The sequence below is a fragment of the Tsuneonella rigui genome (assembly GCF_003958625.1).
In the GTDB taxonomy this organism is placed as follows: domain Bacteria; phylum Pseudomonadota; class Alphaproteobacteria; order Sphingomonadales; family Sphingomonadaceae; genus Tsuneonella; species Tsuneonella rigui.
Genome location: NZ_RSEL01000028.1, coordinates 50,221 through 72,667 on the forward strand (window position 1 = coordinate 50,221; position 22,447 = coordinate 72,667).

Annotated in this window: 17 protein-coding genes; 10 read left to right on the top strand and 7 right to left on the bottom strand. The window is 67.3% G+C overall.

What is annotated here, in order from left to right; all coding sequences use genetic code 11:
- Genes ELY12_RS11840 through ELY12_RS11855 form a run of 4 tightly spaced genes read left to right on the top strand, consistent with a single transcriptional unit; the run spans position 1 to position 3,864 of the window.
- On the top strand, positions 1-384 hold the full coding sequence (locus tag ELY12_RS11840) for a response regulator transcription factor (protein ID WP_126176920.1): 384 nt from the start codon (positions 1-3) through the stop codon (positions 382-384).
- Positions 381-1,397 carry a YaiO family outer membrane beta-barrel protein gene (locus tag ELY12_RS11845; protein WP_126176921.1) on the top strand — a complete coding sequence of 339 codons (1,017 nt, stop codon included), beginning with the start codon at positions 381-383 and terminating at the stop codon, positions 1,395-1,397. The genes ELY12_RS11840 and ELY12_RS11845 overlap by 4 nt, the downstream gene beginning before the upstream one ends.
- Complete coding sequence (locus tag ELY12_RS11850) at positions 1,394-2,425, top strand: HEAT repeat domain-containing protein (protein WP_126176922.1); 1,032 nt, start codon at positions 1,394-1,396, stop codon at positions 2,423-2,425. The genes ELY12_RS11845 and ELY12_RS11850 overlap by 4 nt, the downstream gene beginning before the upstream one ends.
- Positions 2,422-3,864, top strand: a complete 1,443-nt coding sequence (locus tag ELY12_RS11855) for a glycosyltransferase family 2 protein (RefSeq protein ID WP_206435824.1) — start codon at positions 2,422-2,424, stop codon at positions 3,862-3,864. The genes ELY12_RS11850 and ELY12_RS11855 overlap by 4 nt, the downstream gene beginning before the upstream one ends.
- Here the strand turns inward: ELY12_RS11855 and ELY12_RS11860 are convergent.
- From ELY12_RS11860 to ELY12_RS11880, 5 genes are all read right to left on the bottom strand, one after another.
- Complete coding sequence (locus ELY12_RS11860) at positions 3,861-4,127, bottom strand: Hpt domain-containing protein (RefSeq protein WP_126176923.1); 267 nt, start codon at positions 4,125-4,127, stop codon at positions 3,861-3,863. The genes ELY12_RS11855 and ELY12_RS11860 overlap by 4 nt on opposite strands.
- Positions 4,124-4,480, bottom strand: coding sequence for a response regulator (locus ELY12_RS11865; protein ID WP_126176924.1), 357 nt, complete (start codon positions 4,478-4,480; stop codon positions 4,124-4,126). Before ELY12_RS11865 ends, ELY12_RS11860 begins: the two co-directional genes overlap by 4 nt.
- Complete coding sequence (locus tag ELY12_RS11870; protein WP_206435825.1) at positions 4,477-6,552, bottom strand: CHASE3 domain-containing protein; 2,076 nt, start codon at positions 6,550-6,552, stop codon at positions 4,477-4,479. The genes ELY12_RS11865 and ELY12_RS11870 overlap by 4 nt, the downstream gene beginning before the upstream one ends.
- Positions 6,553-6,696: 144 nt before the next feature.
- The gene (locus ELY12_RS11875; RefSeq protein WP_126176926.1) at positions 6,697-7,839 is read right to left on the bottom strand and encodes a DSD1 family PLP-dependent enzyme; all 1,143 of its coding nucleotides are present in this window, start codon (positions 7,837-7,839) and stop codon (positions 6,697-6,699) included.
- Positions 7,839-9,092, bottom strand: coding sequence for a D-arabinono-1,4-lactone oxidase (locus ELY12_RS11880; RefSeq protein WP_126176927.1), 1,254 nt, complete (start codon positions 9,090-9,092; stop codon positions 7,839-7,841). The genes ELY12_RS11875 and ELY12_RS11880 overlap by 1 nt, the downstream gene beginning before the upstream one ends.
- 137 nt (positions 9,093-9,229) lie before the next feature.
- On the opposite strand from ELY12_RS11880, the gene ELY12_RS11885 reads away from it, so the two are divergent.
- A complete protein-coding gene (locus tag ELY12_RS11885; protein WP_126176928.1) occupies positions 9,230-10,009 on the top strand; it encodes an AraC family transcriptional regulator in 780 nt (259 codons plus the stop codon).
- Here ELY12_RS11885 and ELY12_RS11890 read toward each other — a convergent pair.
- On the bottom strand, positions 9,975-13,208 hold the full coding sequence (locus ELY12_RS11890) for an amidohydrolase family protein (protein ID WP_164549497.1): 3,234 nt from the start codon (positions 13,206-13,208) through the stop codon (positions 9,975-9,977). The genes ELY12_RS11885 and ELY12_RS11890 overlap by 35 nt on opposite strands.
- 51 nt (positions 13,209-13,259) lie before the next feature.
- Positions 13,260-15,449: a TonB-dependent siderophore receptor gene (locus ELY12_RS11895; protein WP_241229840.1), complete on the bottom strand. Its 2,190-nt coding sequence runs from the start codon at positions 15,447-15,449 to the stop codon at positions 13,260-13,262.
- A 272-nt stretch (positions 15,450-15,721) separates the two neighbouring features.
- On the opposite strand from ELY12_RS11895, the gene ELY12_RS11900 reads away from it, so the two are divergent.
- The 5 genes from ELY12_RS11900 to ELY12_RS11920 all read left to right on the top strand — a co-directional run bounded on the left by ELY12_RS11900 (position 15,722) and on the right by ELY12_RS11920 (position 22,446).
- Positions 15,722-16,900, top strand: a complete 1,179-nt coding sequence (locus ELY12_RS11900) for a PepSY-associated TM helix domain-containing protein (RefSeq protein WP_164549498.1) — start codon at positions 15,722-15,724, stop codon at positions 16,898-16,900.
- Positions 16,897-17,859, top strand: a complete 963-nt coding sequence (locus ELY12_RS11905; RefSeq protein ID WP_126176931.1) for an alpha/beta hydrolase — start codon at positions 16,897-16,899, stop codon at positions 17,857-17,859. Before ELY12_RS11900 ends, ELY12_RS11905 begins: the two co-directional genes overlap by 4 nt.
- Entirely contained in the window at positions 17,856-18,425 is a 570-nt protein-coding gene (locus tag ELY12_RS11910; RefSeq protein ID WP_126176932.1) for an FMN-binding negative transcriptional regulator, read from the top strand. Before ELY12_RS11905 ends, ELY12_RS11910 begins: the two co-directional genes overlap by 4 nt.
- Before the next feature lie 120 nt (positions 18,426-18,545).
- Entirely contained in the window at positions 18,546-20,801 is a 2,256-nt protein-coding gene (locus ELY12_RS11915; protein WP_126176933.1) for a TonB-dependent receptor, read from the top strand.
- Between the two features lie 79 nt (positions 20,802-20,880).
- Complete coding sequence (locus tag ELY12_RS11920) at positions 20,881-22,446, top strand: AMP-binding protein (protein WP_126176934.1); 1,566 nt, start codon at positions 20,881-20,883, stop codon at positions 22,444-22,446.
- Position 22,447 lies beyond the last annotated feature (1 nt).

The window sequence follows — 22,447 nt, forward strand, 5'->3', positions numbered from 1 at the left end:
ATGACAGCTTCACCCGTCGTTTTGATCGCCGATGACGAGCCCCTCCTCACCGAACTGCTCGAGTTTCGCCTTGGCGCGCGCGGCTACCAGACCGTGGTCGCGCACGACGGGCGCGAGGCGCTGGCCAAGCTCGACGAGGCCGAGCCGCAGGCGGTGGTGCTCGACATGATGATGCCGGTGCACGATGGCTTCGAGGTGCTCCGCCGCATGCGCGCGAGCGCCAAGTACGCCGAAACGCCGGTTATCATGCTCACCGCGCGGCGGGGCGAGGCCGATGTCGTCGGCGCGCTCGAGCTCGGGGCGGACGATTACCTCGTGAAGCCGTTCCTCCCGGAGGAACTGATGATCCGCCTCGGACGACTGCTGGCGGGCAAGAAGGTATGAGGTTCATCGCGCTTGGCTGCGGGCTTGCCGTGGCGCTGGCAGCAGTGCCGGTCGCAGCGCAGGCGCCCGGAGGCTACGACGCCGCGGTCGCCGCGAGGCAGGCCGGACGGCCAGCCGAGGCCAAGCGGTTGCTCGAAAGCTGGCTGGCCGCGCGTCCCGGCGACGCCGACGCTCAATTGCAGCTCGCCTATGCCGAGCTCGCGCTTGGCCATCTCGACGCCGCGCAGGCGGGGTTCGAGGCGGTCCTGCGGCAAGCGCCTGATTATGCCGACGCACGCGAAGGATTGGCGGCGGTAGCCGCGCGCCGGGGGGCGCCGCACGACTCCCATCGTGGAATCTTCTCGCTGGAGGGTGCGCTCAGCGACCTGACCGGCGGCGCGCGCGACTGGACCGAAGTCGCGGCGGATCTGCAGGTTCCGGCAGGCCAACGAACGACCCTCGGCGCTCGCGCGGCGTATTACCATCGCTTCGGCCTCGACGATGTCGAGCTGGTCGGCCGCGTGAGCCTTCACCCGTCCGACAACATCTGGCTGCGCGCGCATCTAGGCGGCACGCCCAACGCCGATTTCCGCCCCGAGATCGAGGTCGGCGGTGGAATCGACGTGCGGCTGTCGCAGGGCAACGCGACCGTGCTGACGCTCGACGGCGCCTATCAGCGCTTCCCGTTGCAGGATGTCGTCACGATCAACCCGGGCGTCGTGCAGTACCTCGCTGGCGGGAAAGGCTGGATCACGCTGCGCGGGATCGGCACCGTGGCGGACGACGGGCCGCTGGAAGTGGGCGGCCTGCTGCGTGGCGATTATGTGCCGGCCGCCGGCTGGCGCGTGTTCGGCGGCGTCTCGAACGGTCCCGACACCGATCTGGGGGTGGTCACCCGCGTCACCGGGCTGTTCGGCGGGGTCGAAGCCCCGCTCGGCAATCGCTTCGGCGTGACCGGCTCGCTCTCCCGCGAGTGGCGCGATGGCGGGTTCGACCGCACCGAATTCCGGCTGGGTGTGAAGGCGCACTTTTGACCACGCTCGTTTCGCTGTGGGATTTTTCGCTGCTGCTCTGCTCCGTCGCGCTGATCGGAGTGGCGGGGCTGCTGCTCGCGCGCGTCATCACCGAAGGCAGTGCGCGCCGGCGGGAGGAGATGCGCCGCAAGCTGCTGCCCGCGATGATCCGCGGCGAGACGCCCGATGTCGGCAATTCGAAGCTCGCCCGCAGCGTCGCGGCGACCCTTACCCTTGAGCTTGCCGAACTCGTACGCGGCACCGATCGCGAGGCGCTGGTCACCGCGGCGACCGCGACCGGCGCGGCGGAGGAATTGGCCCGGCGGCTGCGCTCGCGTACCGCGCAAGACCGGCTGGTCGCGGCCGAAGCGCTGGCGATGTTCCCCGACTATGCGCCTGCCGTCACCAAGGTCGCGCTGGCCGATCCCAGCCCCGACGTGCGGCTCGGCGCCGCGCTCGCGCTGGCGCAGGAAGGCCGCGCGCCGCCTGCCGGCGAACTGGTGCGCAAGCTGGGCATCGGCACGAGCGAGAACTCGCTGCTGATGGTTTCGCTGATGCGCGACCTGGTGAAGACCGATCCGCAGGCGGTCGAGGCGCTGCTCTACGATCTCGACCTGCCCGACGCCGCCAAGCTCGCGGCGACCGATGCGCTCGCCGAGAGCGGCGCAGTCGATCACGCCCCGCTGGTCGCGTGGATGGCGGAGGCTGCGGGGGAGGACAGCGATCTCCAGCCGCGCATCTTCCGCGCGCTCGGCCGGTTGGGCCATCCCGCCGGGCACGATGCGATCCTGACCGGGCTCGACAGCGCTTCCTGGCAAGTGCGCGCCTCGGCTTCTGAAGCTGCCGGCCGCTCGGCGCTGAAGGCGGCTGTCCCGCGGCTGGCGGAGTTGCTCGACGACGATGAGTGGTGGGTCCGTTTCCGTGCTGGCGAGGCGCTCGCCCGCCTCGGCTCCGCCGGACGGCTCGCGCTGCACCGCGCGGCGATCGACCCTGCCCCGACAGCGCGCGCAGCCGCCAAGGCCACGCTCGCCGAACGGGGCCTCGCGTGAATCTCTCGGGCCTCACCTGGGCCGAGGGGTGGATGACCACCTCTGCCGAAGCGATTGCGCTGGTGGTGATCGTGACCGGGCTGTTGCAGGTGGCGTTCTACATCGTCCAACTGGTGTTCGCCGCCTTCGCGCTGTCCAACCGCCCGCCGGTGCCGCGCGGCGCGACGCTGTGGCGCCGCTATTCGGACCAGGCGCCGCCGATCTCGTTGCTCGCCCCGGCGTTCAATGAAGAGCTGACCGTGGTCGAAAGCGTCCGCTCGCTGCTCGCGCTGCAGTATCCCGATTTCGAGGTGCTGCTGATCAATGACGGCTCGAAGGACGGCACCCTCGTCCGGGTGATCAAGGAGTTCGGGCTGGAAAGGGTCGAGCGCTACGTCGACGACAAGGTCGGCCACGCGCGCATCCGCGGCTTCTACGCCAGCCCTGCACTGCCCCGCCTGCTGGTGATCGACAAGGAGAACGGCGGCAAGGCCGACGCGCTCAACGCCGGGATCAACGCCTGCCGCACCTCGCTGTTTTGCGCGATGGACGCCGACTCCATCCTCGAGCCCGACGCGCTGCTGCGCGTGGTGCGCCCGTTCATCGATGAGCCGAACCTCACGGTAGCGGCGGGCGGCACGATCCGCATCGCTAACGGCTGCACGATCGATTCCGGCCGCGTGACCGAGGTGCGCCTGCCGCGTAACTTCCTCGCGCTGGTGCAGATCATGGAATACCTGCGCGCGTTCCTGATGGCCCGCCTCGCGCTGGGCAAGATGCAGGTGCTGACGGTGATCTCCGGCGCGTTTGGGCTGTTCAAGCGCCAACGCGTGGTCGAGGTCGGCGGTTACAGCCACGGCACTGTGGGCGAGGACATGGAGCTGGTGCTCAAGCTCCACCGGCACATGCGCGATCTGAAGCAGCCCTACCGCATCGATTTCATCGCCGAGCCGGTCTGCTGGACCGAGTGCCCCGAGGACGCAAGAGTGCTCGGCCGCCAGCGCAGCCGGTGGCAGCGCGGCGCGCTCGAATGCTTCGCCAAGCACAAGGCGATGTGCTTCAATCCCAGATACGGGCGGATCGGGTTTATCGGATTCGGGCAGATCCTGTTGGTGGACGTAATCGGCCCGCTGGTGGAGATCCTCGGCTACATCCTGGTGCCGCTGCTCTATGGCCTGGGCCTGCTCGCGCTGCCGTGGCTGCTGGCGTTCCTGTCGGTCACGTTCACCTTCGGGGTGTTCGTCAGCGTGGCGACGCTGATCCTCGAGGAAGTGCAGCTACGCCGCTTCCCGCGGGCGCGCGAGATCGCAATCCTGGCGCTGATCGCGGTGATCGAGAACTTCGGCTACCGCCAACTCTCAAACCTGTGGCGGTTGCAGGGCTGGTGGCAGTTCCTGCGCAAGCAGCAGAGCTGGGGCACGATGACCCGCAAGGGGTTCGGCGGGGCGACGGCGGCCTAAAGACGGTCGAGAAGCGCCAGCAGGGCCGCTCCCGGCTGGGCGCAATCCTCACTCGCCATCGCCGCTTCCTCGAGTGCGAGCGCCGCTTGCCCGACCTCGTGATGTCCGAACATGCCCGCGATCCCGGCGAGCTTGTGCGCGCGATCGATCACCTCTTGGGTGTCACCCGCCGCGAGCGCCTCAGCGATAGCGGCGCGTTCCGCCGGGGCGCGCGCGGCAAAGCGCGCGGCAAGCTCGGCGAGCTTGCTCTCGATCCCGCTCACAGGAACGCGCGCACCTGCGCGGCGAGCGAGACCGGGTCGAACGGCTTGGCGATCACGCCCTTGGCGTCGAGCGTGGCGAAGCCTTGGATCTCGGACCGTTGCGCGCGCGCGGTGACGAACAGCACCGGGGTGGCGATGCCTTCCTCACGTAGCCGCGAAAGCACGGTGGGTCCGTCCATTCCGGGCATCATCACGTCGAGTAGGATGATGTCGGGCGACCACTCGGTCGCGGCGCCGAGCGCTTCCGCGCCCGAAGCCACTGTGCGAACTTCGAACTCAGGATCGAGCAAGAGCGACATCTCGGCAATCTCGCGGATGTCGGGCTCGTCGTCGACGTAGAGCACCCGGGTCATGCGGCATTCCTTTCGGCGTCCCCGACCATACGCATGGTCGTCCGGACCAGATCCTCGATAGAGCTGCGGCTCTTGACCAGCACCGCATCGACCCGTCCCTCGGCGTGGGGATCATCGATCGCGGTGAACAGCAGCACCTTCAGCCCGGCTTGCGACGCGCGCAGTTCAGGCACTAGTTCCAGCCCATTCTCGGGTGCCATGCTGACATCGACGATCGCGGCGGCAAATCGGCGAGCGGCAATCGCGCGGCGCGCTTCCTCCAGCGTGGCGACCGAAACCACCGCCGCCTTGCCCTCGAACGCGCTGGCAACGACGTCGAGGCAATCGTGATCATCGTCGACATGCAGCACCGCGGGCAGGCCCGGCTTGGCAGCGGCGCGCTCGGCGGCGGTTTCGCAGATGATCGGCAGGTCGACCGAGAAGGTGGTTCCGCCACCGGCGCGATCGGCGAAGGTTAGCGTCCCGCCGTGCCGCTGTGCGATCTCGCGCGCGATCGACAGGCCGAGACCCGTCCCTCCGCGCGCGCGATTGTCCGAGCCGTCTGCCATCGCGAACTTGCCGAAGATCCGGCTGCGGAATTCCTGCGGGATGCCCCCGCCCCGGTCGCACACGTCGATCCGCACGCTCTGCCCATGCTGGTGGGCAATCAGCTCGACGGTTCCGTCGCGCGGCGAATGCTTGATCGCGTTCGAGACGAGATTGGTGACGAGCTGCTCGAGCCGGTCGGCATCGCCCTCTACCACCATCGGCCAAGCGGGCGGCTGCGCCTTCAGCGTGACCCCGTGATTGGCCGCGAACTGGGCGTTGGCGGCGACGACGCGGTCGATCAGCGGTGTTACCCGCATGCGGCGCATGTCGAAATGCATCTTGCCCGACTCGATCTTCTCAATGTCGAGGATGTCGTTGATCAGGCGGATCAGCCGCTCGCAGTTGCTGTGCGCGATCTGCACCAGCCGCGCGGCCTTCTCGCCCAGGGGGCCGACCGCGCCCGACGCCAGCAGACCCAGCGATCCGCCGATCGAGGTCAGCGGCGTGCGCAATTCGTGGCTGACGGTCGAGACGAACTCGGTTTTCATTCCCTCGATCCGCTTGCGGTCGGTCACGTCGCGGATGATCGCGACGTAGCTGTTCTCGCCTGACTCTATTCGGCTGATGGCGACGTCGGTTTCGAAGATCGTCCCGTCCCGGCGGCGCCCGGTGAACTCCATCTGCCGCCCGGCCCCGCTGACCCCGGCGCTGCCGACCGAGTGCAGCCAGGCAACGCTGTCTTCGAGCTTCGGCGGAGTCGCCATCAGGTAGGTGTTATGCTTGCCGACGAGGTGCGCCTCGTCGAAGCCGAACAGGCGCTCGATGCTGGGATTGACGCCCTGGATGAAGCCGTCGTGGTCCAGCAGCAGCAGCCCGTCGACCGTGCCGTTAAGGATCACCCGGTTGCGCTCGGCGAGCATGTTGGCGCGCGCGAACTCGCGCTGCCGCTCGCGGATCGCGCGTCCGGTGACGATCGCCACCAGCGCCAGCAGCAGAGAGAACGCTCCGAGTAGAAGGTAAGTCGTCTGCTCGATCCGCTCGCGTGAACGGTCGCGTGAGTTGATGATCTGCGGCAAGCGCGCGCGCTCGATATCGTCGAGCCGGCCGACTTCGGCCCGGATCGCGTCCATCAGACGCTTGCCCTCGCCCTCGGCCACAGCCTGGCGCGCTCCCGCGGTGTCGCCCGCCTGCATTCGTGCGATATTGCCGTCGACGAACGCGAGCTTGCGCTGCGACAGTTGCTTGAGCCGCGCGATGCCTTGCGCAATCGCCGGCTCGCGGCGGCCCTCGTCCTCGAGCGAGGCAAAGGTAGCGGCGATGCCCGCCTTACCTTCCTGGTAGGGCGTCAGGAATTCGCGCTTGCCGGTCAGCACGTAGCCGCGCTGGCCGGTTTCGACATTAAGGTGCTCGACCAGCAGCTCGGCAAGCTCCGCCCGCGCTTCGACCGACTGGTCGACCAGCGCGCGCAGTTCGCGAACGTCGCGGAACTCGCCGCGCATGAGCATCAGGAAACCGAGCAATCCCAACGGGATAGCCAGAAGCATCAGGCCTGCCAGGCCGCGGCGAATGTCAGTGCCTTTGAGCATCGGTGCCTCGGACCGTCGGTTACCCATCCGCGATGGGGCAAACATGGTTACGAATTCGGTAATTTTCGGCTGCGGGATGTCACCAGATCGCGGTTCGACCAGTTACCGCGCGCGGCCGCGGGCGCCGACCGGCCAGATGTCGACCAGCGTACCGTCCTGCACCACGTGATAGTTGTCGTAGAGGTTCACCGTCGGATCGCAGTGCGGTACTACCAAGGTCACCGCGTCGCCCGGGCGCAGGCGTTGGCCTATTTCGGGTGCGATCAAGGCGCCGTGCTCGTCGCCCATGAAGGCAAAGGCGGTGTCGGCCGGTGCTCCATCCGCGACCCGCGGAGAACCGCCGTCGGTCGAGAGCGACTTGAAGCCCGCGTCGATGGTCACCAGCGCCTCGTGGTTCGCGCTCGCCACCCGCGTGTCGACCGCCAGCGCCGTTTCGAACGGCACGGCACCGCTGCCGTCGAGATCGCAATCGAGGTACTGCGTGTCCATGAACACGTAAGAGCCGGCCTGCAACTCGGTGAACACGGCCAGCGCGAGGTCGATGGCGTGAGTGCCGGTGCCCGAGCCGGTGACGATCTCGGGCCCGAAGCCGACTTCGTCGAGCGCCGCGATCACGCTGCGTAAGTATTCCGTGCGTTCCTCGATCGACGCCTTGCGTGCGGCGAACTCCTCGATGTGCTGCTGCATGCCGCAGTAGAACTGGACTCCTCGCAAGTTCAGGCGCGGGCATTCGGCGATCGTGCGCGCGAGTTCGACCGCCGCATCGGGCGAAGCAACGCCGGTCCGGCGGATGCCAGGATCGATGTCGATGATCACGTCGAGCGTGGCGTCCGCCCCGGCCAGAGCCGCGTCGATCCGGCGCGCCACGTCGGGATGATCGACCGTCGCCATCAGCCCGTCCGCTCGGCCGGCCAGGACCGCCAGCCGGACCACCGCTGCTGGCGCGGCGACCGGTGAGGTGATCAGCACGCCGCGAATGCCGCCGTCGACCATCACCTCAGCCTCGCCGATCTTCGCGCAGCATACGCCGACCGCGCCGGCGACAAGCTGGCGCCGGGCGATGTCCACGCTCTTGTGCGTCTTGGCGTGCGGGCGCAGCGCGATGCCGCGCGCGGTCACCTTGCCCTGCATCGCCGCGATGTTGCGATCGAGCCGGTCGAGCTCGAGCACCAGAACCGGCGTGTTAAGTGCCGTGCGCGAGCCTTGCTGGCCGATCAGGTGAGCGTGAAGTTCGCGGTCGTCCATCAGCTGAACAGCTCCGAAAGATGGGGGTTGAGGAACTTGCCCGCCGGGTCCGCCGCGCGGCGCACTTCGCGATAGCGCTCGGCCATCGGGTAGAGCGCATCTACATCATCGCGGGTCAGCGTGTGCCGCTTCGCCCAGTGCGGCCGCCCGCCATGCGCGCGGAAGATCGCCTCGGCATCGGCAAATAGCGCGCGCCACGGCATCTTCGCGTATTGGTGCATGGAGATCGCCGCGACCGGGCCGGCGTTCATCGGGCTCATCCAGATATCGTCGGGCGCGACGACCCGAAATTCGAACGGAAACGAGACGGGAAGGCGCTTCTTGCGGATCCGACCGACCACCTCGTCGAGTGTCTCGAGGCCCGCAGCCTGCGGCATCTCGTATTCCATCTCTTCGAACGGAATGGTCCGGTCGGAGGGGAAAATCGCGTGAGCCGGGCCGCGTCGGCGCCCGTTCATGTCGGTCCGCATCATCAAGCGCTGCAAAGTCGGCACCAGCTGCGGGATGAAGGCGCCGACGTTGAGCAGGCGCCGGAAGGCGGTTTCCTCCATGTCCGTGGTCGACGGCGGCGGATCGCACGGATCGCACAGCTCGAGCGTCTTGAGGATCACGCTGTCTGCGTGCGGAAAGAACCAGAACTCGACATGGCGCGTGTCTCGCACCAGATCGAAGTAGCGTTCGCGGACCTCGCCCCACGGCCGCTTCTCGATCCGTTCGGCGAGGTGGAAGGCCGGGACCACCTCGCACTCGATCTCGGTCGCGATGCCGAACATGCCGAGTGACAGGCGTTGCGCCTGGAACAGGTCGGGTTCGGTCGTGGCATCGCACCACTTCGCGCCGCCATCGGCGCCGATCAGGCGAAAGCCGCGTGCGAAGGTCGCCAAATTGCCCAGCCCCGCGCCCGTCCCGTGTGTGCCCGTCGCCATCGCGCCCGCGAGCGACTGCGGGTTCACGTCGCCCTGGTTGGCGAGCGCGAGCCCATGCTCCCACAGCGCTGCGGTCAGCCGCTTGATGCTCCATCCAGCGGGAATCCGCGCGGTGGTGCGGTCGGCGCTGACCGTGAGCTCGCCTTCGAGCTCTTCCAAGCTGACAATCGCGTCGTCGCTGGCGCAGAGCGGCATGAACGAGTGCCCCGCGCCGGTCGGGCGGACGGTGCGGGCGCGTTGGACGATCGCCGCCAGTTCGTCTTCGGTCCTGGGCCGCTGCACGGCTGCTGGAGCGCGAACGCTTCCCGACCAGTTCGACCAGCTCATCGACGCCCTCCGCCCTGGCGACCCATCAGATTCGGAGTGATAGCCGACATGAACGGAATTGCACTCGTCCACAGGTGCCAATTGACGGGCGCGGGCAATGCGCGTGATATTCGCGGTGTCACAGGTGACGAGCACCGATGAAGCATTCCGCTGACTATCCGCTGGCACAGCGCCCGATCATGGGCTTCGCGGACCAGTACCCGGCGGGCCTGATCGACCCGGCGCACAGCCATCCGCGCTCACAGCTGACTTACTGCACCTCGGGCGTGATGGTGATCGAGGCGTCCGACTGCGTGTTCATGCTGCCGCCGCGCCGGGCGATCTGGATCCCGGCGGGGACCGACCACGAGGTGCGCTGCCGCGGCCCGGTCGATTCCTACACGCTGTACATCGATCCCGCGCTCGACCCCGATCCGCAGACCGCGCGGGTGATCGAAGTATCGGAACTGGTCCGCGCGCTGGTGTTCGAGGTCGGGCGCTTCAGCCCCGACTACGATCTCGCCGGCCGCGAGGGGGAGATCGCGCGCCTGCTGCTCGCGGAGGTGCGGCGCATGCCGGTCACCCCGACCGACCTGCCGATGCCGCAGGACCCGCGCCTGCTGCGCGTGTGCCACATGCTGATCGATAACCCGGCCGATCCGCGCGATCTCGACGCGTGGGCCTCGGTCGCCGCGATGGGCCGGCGGACCTTCACCCGCGCATTCCGCCGGGAGACCGGCGCGGGCCTCGCGACCTGGCGGCAGCAGGTGCGATTGATGGCGGCGATCCCCAAGCTGGAAGCCGGACAACCGGTGACCACGGTGGCGTTCGACGTCGGCTACGACAGCCCGAGCGCTTTCGCGGCCACGTTCCACAGCGTGTTCGGCCTCGCGCCGAGCGCGTTTATCGCCCGGCCGAGGGAGAGTTCGGCGTCGTGAACCAGAATTGCGGCGGCGGGCCGGCCTTGGGCCACAGCGGCGCCAGCGTGTCGCCCGCATAGAGCTTACCGCCCTGCATAACCGCGTCGATCGCGCGAGCATTGCGGATATCCTCGCGCGGATCGGCGGACAGGATAACGAGGTCGGCAAGCTTGCCCGGCTCGATCGAGCCTAGGTCTGCTTCGCGCCCAATAGTTTGCGCCCCGTTGATCGTCGCGGCTTCGAGGATTTCCGACGGGGTCCAGCCGCCCATCGCGTAGGCTTCCATCTCCCAATGCGTGCCCATCCCCGGCACCTCGCCGTGCGCGCCGACCGAGACCAGCCCCCCGGCGCGCTTCACCTTAAGCGCGCTCGCGGCGACCTGCGGGAAGACATAGCCCGAAGGATCGCGCCACTCGCGCTGCCAGAACTTCTGGTCGCGGAACCAGGGCGGCACGAAACGGGCGTATTTCGCATCGTCGTGCGGCGTGTCGCGAGCGATGAAGTAATCCTGCGCCGGGTAACCGCCGTGCGTGATCTGGAGCGTGACGTCGTAGCTCGTCCCGCTCCGCGCGAGCAGCTGCACCACGTCGTCGTAGAGTACCGGCGGCGGGATCGCGTGCTCGTTGCCCGAGAAGCCGTCGAGGATGTGGGTCAGGTCGAGCTTGGCCGACAGCGCGCCCTCGGTGGTCGGCTGCAGGCCGATCGCGAGCGCCTGCTGCGCAATCCATTCACGCACCCGCCGGTTGCCGCTGCGGTACATCTTGATGTTCGAGAGGCCGTAATATTCGCGGTAGCGCCGCAGCACCGCCTCGACCTCGGCGGGTGAGCGGAAATCGTTGAACGCAAACAGAGCGGTGGCGGTCGAAAAGATGCGCGATCCGGTGGTGAGGCCTGCGTCGATCGCGTCCTGGTAGGCGAGCATGTCGATCGTCAGCGTCGACGGGTCGAACACGGTGGTGACCCCGTAGGCGAGGTTGGCCGCGGGTCCCCACGCCGCAAAATCGAGCACGTCGCGGCGGATATCGGCGACATGATCATGCACGTCGATCAGGCCGGGGATGATGAACTTGCCGCTTACATCGCGCCGCTCGGTGCCGGTAGGAACGGTGAGCGTGCCGCGCTGGCCCACGACGACGATCCGATTGCCGTCGATGAGCACGTCGGCATCGGCCAGCGTGCCCTGCGGCCCCATCGTCAGTACGGTGGCACCGCTCAGCAGGACGCGCCCTTGTGACTGTGCACGCGGCATGGTGACAACGGCTTCGGACCGCGCGACGCCTCCGCCATCGACCGCACGGCGGAAGATGGTCGAGCCTAGCGACCAGAAGACAGTCTTGCCGTCAGTGCTCCAGCCAAAGAAGTCCGCGCCGGAATCGCTCAGCTTCTCGGAGGCGCCCGGACTTGAGAGATAAATCTCGCCCCCGCCCGCCGGAACCGTGACGAAATACAGTTGCTGCGCGATCTGCGCGAGCGCGTGGCGCCCGTCCGGGCTGACCCGCAGGTCGTCCGCCTGTGCGGGTCCTTCGGCGAAGTACCAGTTGGGACCGGAGACGCCGATCCGCTTGGTTTCTCCCGGCAGTGCGTAGACGCCGTCGGGACGATTGAGCAGCACCGTGCCGTCGGCGAGGAAGTGCGGCGTTCCGCCCATCCGCCCGCTCGCCAGCACCTTGCCATCGGCCAAGCGCACGAGCTGCGCATCGCGGAACTGACCGAATTCGACATAGCTCGCGCGGCGGTCCGCGCTGGGTGAGCGGACCACCAGTACACTGCCGTCGGGCGCATAGACAGGATGGGTGTAGAAAGCGTCCGCTTGGCTCAACTGCGTCGCGCGGCCCCTTTTCAGATCGGATTCCCACACCTGACCTCCCGCGGGGCCCGTCCAGGTGACGAACAGCAGCCGTTTGCCGTCCGCCGACCAGCTCGGGTGGAACTGCGGCGCTTCGGTGCGCGCGATCGGCTTCGGCGTGCCACCCGCGACCGGCATCGTGTATATTCGGCCGACGGCGGAGAAGGCCACGGTCTGCCCATCGGGCGACAGCGCGGGCGCCTGAATGATACGCGCTTGCACCGGCCCCGTCTCGACCCGCACCGGCGCGCGCGTGAGCGGACCGAGTTCGGCCTCGACCGCGGCGGTGAACGCGATGGGCGCAACGGCTCCATCGGCCAGCGTCAGGCGGTGCAGATGTCCGCCTCTCGAGAACACCAGCGCCTTGTCGTCCGGCGTGAACGCGAAATCCGGGGAGATATCGCTCCAGTACGAGGCCTGCAGCGAGTCCGGATCGAGTTCGGTCAGATCGCGGTCGCTGCCGGTCGCGAGATCGCGCAGCCGCAGCCAGGTCTCGCCGGTGCGCCGCTCGGCATAGGCGAGCAGCTTGCCGTCGTGCGAGATCGACGGTCGGAAGGCGCTCGCCTGAACCTTGCCGAGGCGGATGTCGCCGATCGCCTTGACCAGCGTTTCCGCCTCTGACCCATCGGGGCGGGCGCGAACCACGTTCCACACGACCGGCTCTTCGAGATCGAGATCGCCGGTGCGCGCGGCGTAGTAGAGCCAATGCCCGTCACGCGACGCCACCGCGCCGAGTGCCTGATGGAGCGCATCATCGGGCCCGCCGGGCCGGTTCGGCAGCACCACGGTCCCCCGCGCATCGCCGGCCGCGTCGAACCGCCACAGCTCATATGCGTTGCGGTCGGGCCAGTAGCGCGAGACAGTGATCGACTTGCCGTCCGCACTCCACGCCGGGGAAGCGAAGATCGGATCGTCGTCGTAGAGCGACAGCTGCCGCGGGTCCGAGCCATCGGCGCGCATGACCCACAAGTTCTCCGCACCCGACCGGTCGGACAGGAAGGCGATCCGGCTACCGTCGGGCGAGAAGGTCGGCTGGCTGTCCAGTGGCAGGCCGTGCGTGATCCGGCGCGCCTCGCCGCCGCTCGTCGGTAGCAGGTAAATATCGCCGAGGATCGCGAACACGAGGGTCTTGCCGTCAGACGAGAGATCGGGTTGCAGCCCGGTCGCCTCGTCGACCGTGAAGGCAATCCTTCGTGTTGGCTGGAGCGGCAATACCTGTCCCGGCTTCGCGAGCGGAGTCGGCGGCAGCCCGGACACGCCCGGCACCGCCTCGGGTTGATCGGACACTTGCGCCGGCGGCGGCGTCTCCAGCGACAGCTCCTGCGCCGCTGCAACGGGTGCAAAAGCCAGCGCAAGGCCGGCAATTGCCATCGCAATCCGCCGGCCTCGCATTGGTATCCTTTCCGTCAGACGTATCCGCGATCAGAACTTATAGGTCGCCGTCCCGATCACCTGGCGACCCGCCCCGAAGGTGCAGTTGTTGGGCCCGGCGCAGCGCGCGACGTAGCGCTTGTCGAACACATTGGAGCCGTTGATCGCGAAACGCCAGTCCGGCAGGTCGTAGTGGACGATCGCGTCGAACAGGGTCGAGCTGTCGCTGGTATAGACCACCGCGTTGAACGGTCCGGGCAAGCTGCCCGCGCTCTTGCTAACGTAGCGTACGCCGGCGCCGAAGCCGAAGCCGCCGAGACCGCCGCGCTGGAAGGTGTAGTCGGCGAACAGCGACGCCTTGTGCTTGGGCGTTACCGGCAGCGGCTCACCGATTTCGACCGCGACTTCGCTCTTGGTCACTTCGCTGTCGGTGTAGGCGTAGGACCCGTTGATCGCGAGCTGGTTGCGGATGCGGGCGACGAACTCGAGCTCGGCCCCCTTTACCTCGACCTCGCCGCTCTGGGTCGCGCCAAGCGGCGGCGCCGTAACCGGTCCGTAGGACGCGCTGGCGACGTTCTGCTGCTTGATCTGGAACAGCGCCGCGGTCGCGAGCAGGTCGACGTCCGACCCCAGGTCCCGCCCATCGTACTTGATACCGGCTTCCCACTGTTCACCAGTGGTCGGCCGGAACGCCTCGCCCGACGCGTTGATGCCCAGCGTCGGCTCGAACGATGTCCCAAAGGAGATGTAGGGCACGAAGCCCGACGGCGTCACGTAGCTCGCGCCCGCGCGCCAGGTGAACTTGTGCTGGTCCTTCGCGGTGCCGAAGGATTCCAGATCGACCCAGTCGTAGCGGCCGGAAAACAGCAGCCGAAGACCGCCAATCGCCAACTGGTCCTGCAGGTAGGCGCCCGTCTGGTTCAGGTGCTGATCAGCGTAGGGGATGTCGGCGGCCGGACGCGGATAGGGCGCGCCGACGTTGTAAACCGGGTTGTAGATATCGATCGTGCCGCCGGCCGCGAACAGGAAGCCGAAGAACGCTTCGTTTTGGACCGTCCGATGATCGATCCCGGCGAGGATGGTGTGCTCGATCGCCCCGGTGGCGACCTTGCCCGCCATCCGGCCGTCGATCCCGAACGACTTCACGTCTTCCGCATAAGGGAAGATCGAGCGGGTGATCGTCCGGTTATCGGCGTTGAGGAATGCGTTGTAGAGCACGTCCTGCCGCTCCGAATAATCGGACCAGCGGGCGTTGATCGTGGCCTTCCAATCGCGGCCGAAATCGTGCTCCAGCTCGAAGCCCGCACCCCATTGGTCGCGAACGTAGCGATTGTAGTCGGGCTCACCCAGATTAACGTCCCGGCGGATCGGCCCGTTGGGGTTGGGCAGCAGAGTGCCCTGCACCGGCAGGAAGCCGTTGGTGTCGCCCTTCACGTCGTCATACTGGTAGTAGGCGAGCGCGGTCAGGCGCGTGTCGGGACCGATGTGGACGGTCGCGGCGGGCGCCGCATAGATGCGCTGGGCGTGGACAAAGTCCCGCTCCGCATCGCGGTCGCGGACCATCACAGTCGCGCGCAGGTCTAGCCAATCGGTCGCCGCGCCGGTCGCGGTCATGCCGAGTTGCTTGAAATCGTCCTCGCCGTACTTGAGCGAAACCTCGCCGCCGAACTCGGTCGAAGGTCGGCGGCTGGTCTGGTTGTAGATGCCTCCCGGAGGGGCGCTGCCGTAGAGCACAGACGCCGGCCCCTTGAGGATGTCGAGGCTCTCGAACGCATAGAGATCGACGCCGTTAGAGAAGATCGTCGTCGTCACCGGCGTCGCCAACCCGTCGATGAACTGCTTGGGCGGAAAGCCCCGCACCTGGATGAAATCGAAGCGCAGGTCGGGGCCGTAGTTTTCGCCCGTCGCGCCCGCGACGTAGCGGACCGCCTGCTGGGCATCGACGAAGTTGAGCAGGTCGATCTGGTCGCGGCTGACCACGCTGACCGATTGCGGCGTCTCGACCAGCGGGATGTCGCTCTTGGTCGCGGTCGACGCCCCTTGCGGCACGTAGGCCTTAGCGGTGACCACGATCACGCGCTCGCCGCTTTCGTCAGTCGTGGCGACCGTCTCGAGCTGATCGCCGCTGGTGTCGGCGGGTGCCGGTTCGTCCTGTGCCTGCGCGGGCATGGCCGCGACGAACATGACGGCCGAGATCGCCGTGACGGCGGTGGTGGCGGTGAACCTGGAAATCTTGCGCATGGAGCGCCCCCTCTTCTGCTGCTCGCAACCGCGAACAAGCTACATCACATCGTCGCCCCGCATCGGCGAAGACGGGCCGACTACTATTCCTAAATGGCCATCGATGCGGTTTCGGTGGTCAAAATGGGCTGCACCGGTCATAGGTGCTATTGCGAATTGATTGCAAGTGAGATCGATGTCCCTTTCGCGATATCCTCCGGCCCGGGCGGCGGTGGCGCGAACTGTCCGCGAGGGTAAGGTGACATGCCTTTAGGGGAAGGATGGCGAGGCCGATGCGTGCATTACTGCTGCTGATCCATCGCTACAGCGGACTGGTGACGCTCGTTTTCCTGGCGGTCGCGGCGCTCACCGGCTGCACGCTCGTGTTCAGGGGCCCGATCGACCGCGCGCTGAATCAGGATTTGTTCGCGGCTAGCGTCAGTTCGGCGTCGCCTTCCCAGACGATCGCCGCGGTTGAAGCATACTCGCGGGCGCATCCGCAGGTTCAGGTCGTCAGTTTCCCGCTTAACCCAGGCCCGAACCGCTCGATCCAGCTTTCGGTCGCGGCCAAGCCGGGCGCAAGCGCGCCGCCTGCGAGCGAGGTGTTCATCGATCCGGCGGACGGCTCGGTCATCGGCGAGCGCAGTCCTGATGCAGGCCTCGGCCGCCGCACATTTGTCGCCAAGGTCGCCGAGCTGCACTTCGACCTGCTGGCGGGCACTTGGGGGCGTTGGTTCCTGGGTGTGGTCGCCCTCCTGTGGTTTGTGTCCAGCCTTGCCGGGCTCTACCTCACCTTCCCGGAGCGCGGGCCGTTCTGGAGCAAGTGGTGGCGCATCTGGCAGTTCCGCCGGTCGAGCGCACTGCCGCGCCTGCTGCTCGACCTGCATCGGGCAAGCGGTTTGTGGCTGTTGCCCTTCCTGCTGCTGCTGGCGCTCACATCGGCGGCGCTCAACTTCTTCGGAGAAGCCTACTCGCCCGCGGTGACCGCGCTCTCGCCGCTCGAGCATGACCTGTTCGAGCAGGACGCGCCGTATCCTGATGGCGCGACCGCGAAGCTTTCGTTCGCCGATGCGCTCGGAGTTGCGGAGCGGCATGCCCAATCGGTCGGCCTCGACTGGCGGCCGGCAACAATGCTCTACTTGCCCGACTGGAACTTCTACGGGGTGAAGTTCTCGGCAGATGGGGTGCTCGATTACCGGAATCTCGGCCCAGTCGATTACTACTTTGACGGCAACACGGGTGCCTATCGTCACGAAGTCGATCCCTACACAGACAGCGCCGGATTGAGGGCGATCCGGGTGGTCTACCCGCTGCACAGCGGTGAGATCTTCGGCTGGGTCACCGTCTTGCTGGTGTTCGTGCTGGGCGTGGTGACCTTCGGCCAGTCGATCACCGGGCTCTACGTCTGGTGGAAGAAGCGCGCCTCGCGGGTCGCGGCGCGACGCAGCAAGCAACGAAAGGTTTCGACATGACCATTTCCGGCGGCGCGGTCATGCCGGCCGACGACATCGATCCCGAAATCCGCCGCTTCGCCGAGCGGCTGCAGGCAGATTATGCGCGGCACTTCGCGGGAGCGGAGCTCGACCTGCCTCAACGTCGCGCGGTCGCCGAAGAGGTGCGATCGCCGTGGCGCGCGGGCGGCCCGGCGATGGCCGCGACCGAGGAACGGCGCGTCGGCCCAAGCGGCGTGCGCGTGCGCATCCACCGTCCGACGCTCGACACACCGCTGCCGGTGCTGATCTACATTCACGGCGGCGGGTGGACGACCTTCAGCCTCGACACCCACGACCGGCTGATGCGCGAATACGCTCACCGTGCTTGCTGCGCGGTGGTGGGCATCGACTACAGCCTCTCGCCCGAAGCGCGCTTTCCCCGCGCGCTGGAGGAAATCGCCGAGGTGCTCGCCTGGTTGCGCGCGGACGGTGCGAGTTGCGGGCTCGATACCGCCAGCGTCGCGATCGGCGGCGACAGCGCGGGCGCCAACCTTTCGCTCGCGAGCATGGTCCGCGCGCGCGATAGCGATGAGCCGCTCGTCCAGGGTATGCTGCTCAACTACGGCGCATTCGATGAAACTCCACGCGAGAGCCACGCCCGCTACGGCGGCGAGGAGTACATGCTCACGCCCGACGAGATGGACTGGTTCTGGCGCAACTACCGCGGTGAGGACCGCTCGATCGACCCGCTCGCCCGCCCGCTTCACGCCAAGCTTGAGGGATTGCCGCCTGCGTTCCTGTGCATCGCCGAATGCGACATCCTGGCGGACGAGAACCGCGAAATGGCGCGCTTACTCCAGGACGCAGGCGTCGAGGTGACATCGGAGGTCTATCGCGGTGCGACGCACAGCTTCCTGGAGGCGGTCAGCATATCTTCGCTCGCCGACCGCGCACTGAACGACGCGTCCGCTTGGTTGCGGCGGACCCTCACCGCGTGAGCGCGGACTTTACCGCGGTCGGTCAGGACAATGTCGCCCGGCTGATTGCGCAAATGCCGCTGTGCTGGATCGTGCCGCACGGCGATCCAGCGGCAGCCATCCTGATGCCGGTCGTGCTCGAGCCCGGCCACAAGTCCCTCCTCGGGCACCTGCCCCTCCGCGCACCCGCCACCGAGGCGCTGCGCGGCGATCCGCGAGCCAGCTTCCTGTTCCTGGGTGCGAACGGTTATGTCTCGCCGGCCCACGCCGGAATCGACGACTGGGCGCCCACTTGGAATTTCGTCTCGGCCAAGTTGACCGGCGCCGTCTCGCTCGACCCCGGCCTGACCCGCGACGCCGTCGAGGCCGTCGTCGCTCTGATGGAAGGTCCCAATGGCTGGAACATCGGCGCGATCGAGCATCGTTACGACACGCTCGCCGCTCGCATAGTCGGCTTCCGCGCGACGATCGAACACGTGTCGCCGCGCTTCAAGCTCGGGCAGGATGAATGGCCCGAGGTTCGCTCCCGCATTGCCGATGCGCTCGCCGACACCGAGGTCGGTAAGTGGATGGGCGGAATAGGCTAATTCACTCTTCGCACACTTTCGCTCACTCGGTAGTGAATAAGTGTTGTTCCCCACTCCGATTTGAGGCATGTTTGCGTCAGGCGCCTGACCAGAGGCGCGACAGGGATGGAGGGATTCTCGATGAAATCGCGCATTGGCCTGATCGGCATTTCGGCACTGGCTTTCATGTGGAGCGATGTCGCCATCGCGCAGGCTCCGCCGGCGGACCCGGGCGCCTCGACGGCCCAGGCGGAAGACCCGGTCGCCGCCGAAGGCGACATCATCGTCACCGCCCGCCGTCGCACCGAAAACCTGCAGACCACCCCGCTGTCGGGCTCGGTCATCAGCGGCACGCAGCTCGCTGAAAAGGGCGTGACCAACGTCGACACGCTGCAGTTCGCCACCCCCAGCGTGGTGGTCAACAACTTCGGACAGGGTATCGACTTCAACGTCCGCGGCATCGGCAAGGGTGAACACAACACCCAGACCGCGACCGGCGTCATCACCTATCGTGACGGCGCGCCGACCTTCCCCGGTTACTTCACCGCGGAACCGTACTACGACGTCGCCAACATCCAGGTCCTACGCGGTCCGCAGGGCACGATCGTCGGCCAGAACGCGACCGGCGGCGCGGTGTTCGTCAACAGCAACGATCCGATCATCGGTGGCGGCGTGACCGGCTACATCAGCGGCAACGTCGGCAACTTCAGCGAATTCGGCGCTCAGGGTGCCGTCAACATTCCGGCCGGCGGCACCTTCGCCGCGCGCGTAGCTCTCTACGGCATGCGCCGCGACGGCTTCTTCGACATCACCGGCCCCGGCGGCGCGCCCTATACCGGCAACAACGGCGACCAGCGCCACATCGCCGGGCGCCTGAGCCTGCTGTGGAAGCCCACGCCGCAGCTGTCGGTCCTGTCCAAGACCGACCTCGTTTATCTCGACTTCGGCGCCTATCCGGCGACGCCGTTCCGCGACTTCTACAAGAACTTCCCGATCGGGAGCAGCACTCCCAATCCGACCTACCACGACCTGTTCGACATCCAGATGAACTCCCCGCAGGAAGCGCGCGACAAGCTGTGGCGCGAGATCCTGCGCATCAACTATGAGTTCGACAACGGGATGCAGATCCGTTCGGTCAGCAGCTACTCGCGTGGCAATACCAAGTACCGCGCCGACCTCGACGGCACCGCGGCGACCACCCCCGCGACCGCCGACCGCACGTTCTTCGACAACGTCAGCGAACGCCAGATCAGCCAGGAACTGTCGCTGATCTCGCCCGACACCGCGCGGGTAACCTACCTGCTCGGCGCGTTCGGCCTGTGGAACAAGTACAACTTCCTGCCGCCGTTCCAGTTCGTCAGCGACAACTCGTCGGCGCCCGGTCCGGTCAGCGAGTACCGTCTGCAGGGCACCAACCCCAACCGTTCGCTCGCGGTGTTCGGTCAGCTCGGCTTCGCGATTACTCCGCAGCTGAAGCTCGAAGCCGGCGGCCGCTACACCGCCAGCCGCAGCACCAACCACGTCGATATCTTGCAGTTCGGCGTGCCGATCGATGCCGAGAGCACGACCAAGTCGGACAACTTCTCGTACAAGGTCTCGCTGGGGTTCGAAGCAAGCCCGACGCAGTACCTGTACGCCTTCGTTGCAACCGGCTTCAAACCGGGCGGCCTGAACGTGCCGGTCGGTCTTCCGGCACCTATTTCGTTCGGCCCTGAAACAGTTACTTCGTACGAGCTGGGCTGGAAGGGCGAGTTCGCCGACCGACACCTGCGCACCACACTGACCGGGTTCTACAACCAGTATCACGACTTCCAGGTGATCATCGCCAACCCGGGCTTCCCGGTGTTCGGCACCGAGGTTAACGTGCCCGGCACGACCAAGATCTATGGCATGGAAGCCGAGGCCGAAGCGCGCTTCGGCGGCCTCAGCATCGATCTCGGCCTCAACCTGACGCACAGCAGCATCGGCAAGTTCTACGCTCTCGATGCGCGCGGAACCCTCTCGCTGTCGCCGTGCGATATCAACACCGGCCCCGCCACCCCGCTGTGCATCAACCTCGAGGGCCGCGACCAAACCTATGCCCCGCGGGTAACCTTCAACGCGGGCATCGCCTACGCCATTCCGCTGAGCGACAAGGCGACGCTGACCCCGCGCCTCAACTACGGCCACATCGGCAAGCAGTGGGCGACCCTGTTCGAGAACGTCCAGCGCGGCGACCGTATTCCGGAACGCAACATCCTCAACGCCCAGCTCGAATTCAACACGGGCGATGGGCTGACGGTGACCGGCTACGCGACCAACCTGACCAACCGCCACTACCCGGCGGCGCTCAACAGCGGGCTCTACTTCGCGGGCGCCCCGCGCCAGTACGGCGTCAAGGTCACCAAGGCCTTCTGATCTGCCCATCCTGTCGAACACCGGCCGTCCCTTCGCGGGGACGGGCGGTGGACGACGCCCTCGATCCAGGCGGCAACCGATGCAGACCTTCGCCCTCACGGTCGACAAGTTCCTCGCCCACGCCGGCAAGTGGTTCGGCGCGCGCGAGGTGGTGTGGGCGGAGGATGGCGCGGCCCAAGCTCGTTTCACCTACGCCGAGCTTTACGCGCGGGCCAACCGCCTGTCGGGTGCGCTGGTGGCGCTCGGGTTCAAGGAAGGCGACCGGCTCGGCACGCTAGCGTGGAACACCCGCCACCACCTGGAGACCTACTACGGCGTGATGGGCATGGGCGGCGTCTGCCACACGCTCAACCCGCGCCTGACCGCCGCGCAGCTGGCGGTCATGATCAACGAAGCGGACGATCGCATCCTGGCGGTTTCTGCTGACCTGTTGCCGCTGGCTCGGCAGGTGCTCGAACAGTGCCCTGGTGTCGAACACGTCATCGCGCTCGACGGACCGGGCGGCGGTGACACCCTCGATGTCGAAGCGCTGCTTGCAGAGCATGGCACTCCGGTCGACTGGGGCCGGTTCGACGAGAACACGCCGGCGGGCCTGTGCTACACCTCCGGCACCACCGGGTCGCCCAAGGGCGTGCTCTACACCCACCGCTCCAATTACCTGCACACGCTGCGCGCGCTGCAGGCGGACTCCGCCGCGCTGACCGCACGCGACTGTCTGCTGCTGGCGGTGCCGATGTTTCACGCGAACGGTTGGGGGCTTCCGTTCGCCGCGCCCGCGGCTGGCACCAAGCTGGTGCTGCCCGGGCGCACTCTTGACGGCGCGAGCCTCGCCAAGCTGATCCGCGACGAAGGCGTGACGGTCGCGGTCGGCGTACAGACCGTCTGGCTCGGGCTCGCCGACCACCTCGACCAGGAAGGGGGCGACCTGCCCTCGCTCGAACGCGTGCTGATCGGCGGCTCAAGCTGTCCCGAGGCGCTGATCGAGCGCCTCGAGACGCGGCTGGGAGCGCGGGTGCAGACCAGTTGGGGCATGACCGAGCTGTCGCCGATCGGGACCATCTCGCCCGCGGGCGAACCGGCGGTCCCTGGTGCGGCCGGCCGCGCACCCCTTGGCGTCGATCTCAAGCTGACCGATGCTGCGGGGGTCACGCTGCCCGACCAGCGCGACAGTCTCGGTCATCTCAAGGTCAAGGGTGCGAGCGTCGTCGCGCGCTACTTCAATTCGGACGAGGACGTGCTTGACGCCGAGGGCTACTTCGACACCGGCGATCTCGCGACGATCGATGGCGCTGGCAACCTCACCATCCGCGGCCGCGCCAAGGACTTGATCAAGTCGGGCGGCGAGTGGATCAACCCGGCCGAGATCGAGACCATTGTCGGCGCGCATCCTTCGGTCCGCCACGTCGCGGTGATCGCCCGCCCCGATCCCAAGTGGGGCGAACGTCCGCTGCTGGTGATCGAGCGCGACGAAGCCGGCGACCGCAGCGCGCTGCTCGACCTTCTGCGCGGCAAGGTCGCCGACTGGTGGATTCCGCGCGAAGTGGCCGAAGTCGCCGCCATGCCGCTCGCGGCGACCGGCAAGATCGACAAGGTCCGCCTGCGCGCGGACTACGCGGATGGGACGCTGGTGGCCGAGCCCGCCTGAC

Coding starts and splice junctions, on each gene's coding strand:
- ELY12_RS11865 (WP_126176924.1), bottom strand. CDS start 4,480: ATGACCCGGGTGCTCTACGTCGACGACGAGCCCGACATCCGCGAGATT.
- ELY12_RS11845 (WP_126176921.1), top strand. CDS start 381: ATGAGGTTCATCGCGCTTGGCTGCGGGCTTGCCGTGGCGCTGGCAGCA.
- ELY12_RS11870 (WP_206435825.1), bottom strand. CDS start 6,552: ATGCTTCTGGCTATCCCGTTGGGATTGCTCGGTTTCCTGATGCTCATG.
- ELY12_RS11880 (WP_126176927.1), bottom strand. CDS start 9,092: ATGAGCTGGTCGAACTGGTCGGGAAGCGTTCGCGCTCCAGCAGCCGTG.
- ELY12_RS11840 (WP_126176920.1), top strand. CDS start 1: ATGACAGCTTCACCCGTCGTTTTGATCGCCGATGACGAGCCCCTCCTC.
- ELY12_RS11905 (WP_126176931.1), top strand. CDS start 16,897: ATGACCATTTCCGGCGGCGCGGTCATGCCGGCCGACGACATCGATCCC.
- ELY12_RS11885 (WP_126176928.1), top strand. CDS start 9,230: ATGAAGCATTCCGCTGACTATCCGCTGGCACAGCGCCCGATCATGGGC.
- ELY12_RS11875 (WP_126176926.1), bottom strand. CDS start 7,839: ATGGACGACCGCGAACTTCACGCTCACCTGATCGGCCAGCAAGGCTCG.
- ELY12_RS11920 (WP_126176934.1), top strand. CDS start 20,881: ATGCAGACCTTCGCCCTCACGGTCGACAAGTTCCTCGCCCACGCCGGC.
- ELY12_RS11890 (WP_164549497.1), bottom strand. CDS start 13,208: ATGGCAATTGCCGGCCTTGCGCTGGCTTTTGCACCCGTTGCAGCGGCG.
- ELY12_RS11915 (WP_126176933.1), top strand. CDS start 18,546: ATGAAATCGCGCATTGGCCTGATCGGCATTTCGGCACTGGCTTTCATG.
- ELY12_RS11895 (WP_241229840.1), bottom strand. CDS start 15,449: ATGCGCAAGATTTCCAGGTTCACCGCCACCACCGCCGTCACGGCGATC.
- ELY12_RS11900 (WP_164549498.1), top strand. CDS start 15,722: ATGCGTGCATTACTGCTGCTGATCCATCGCTACAGCGGACTGGTGACG.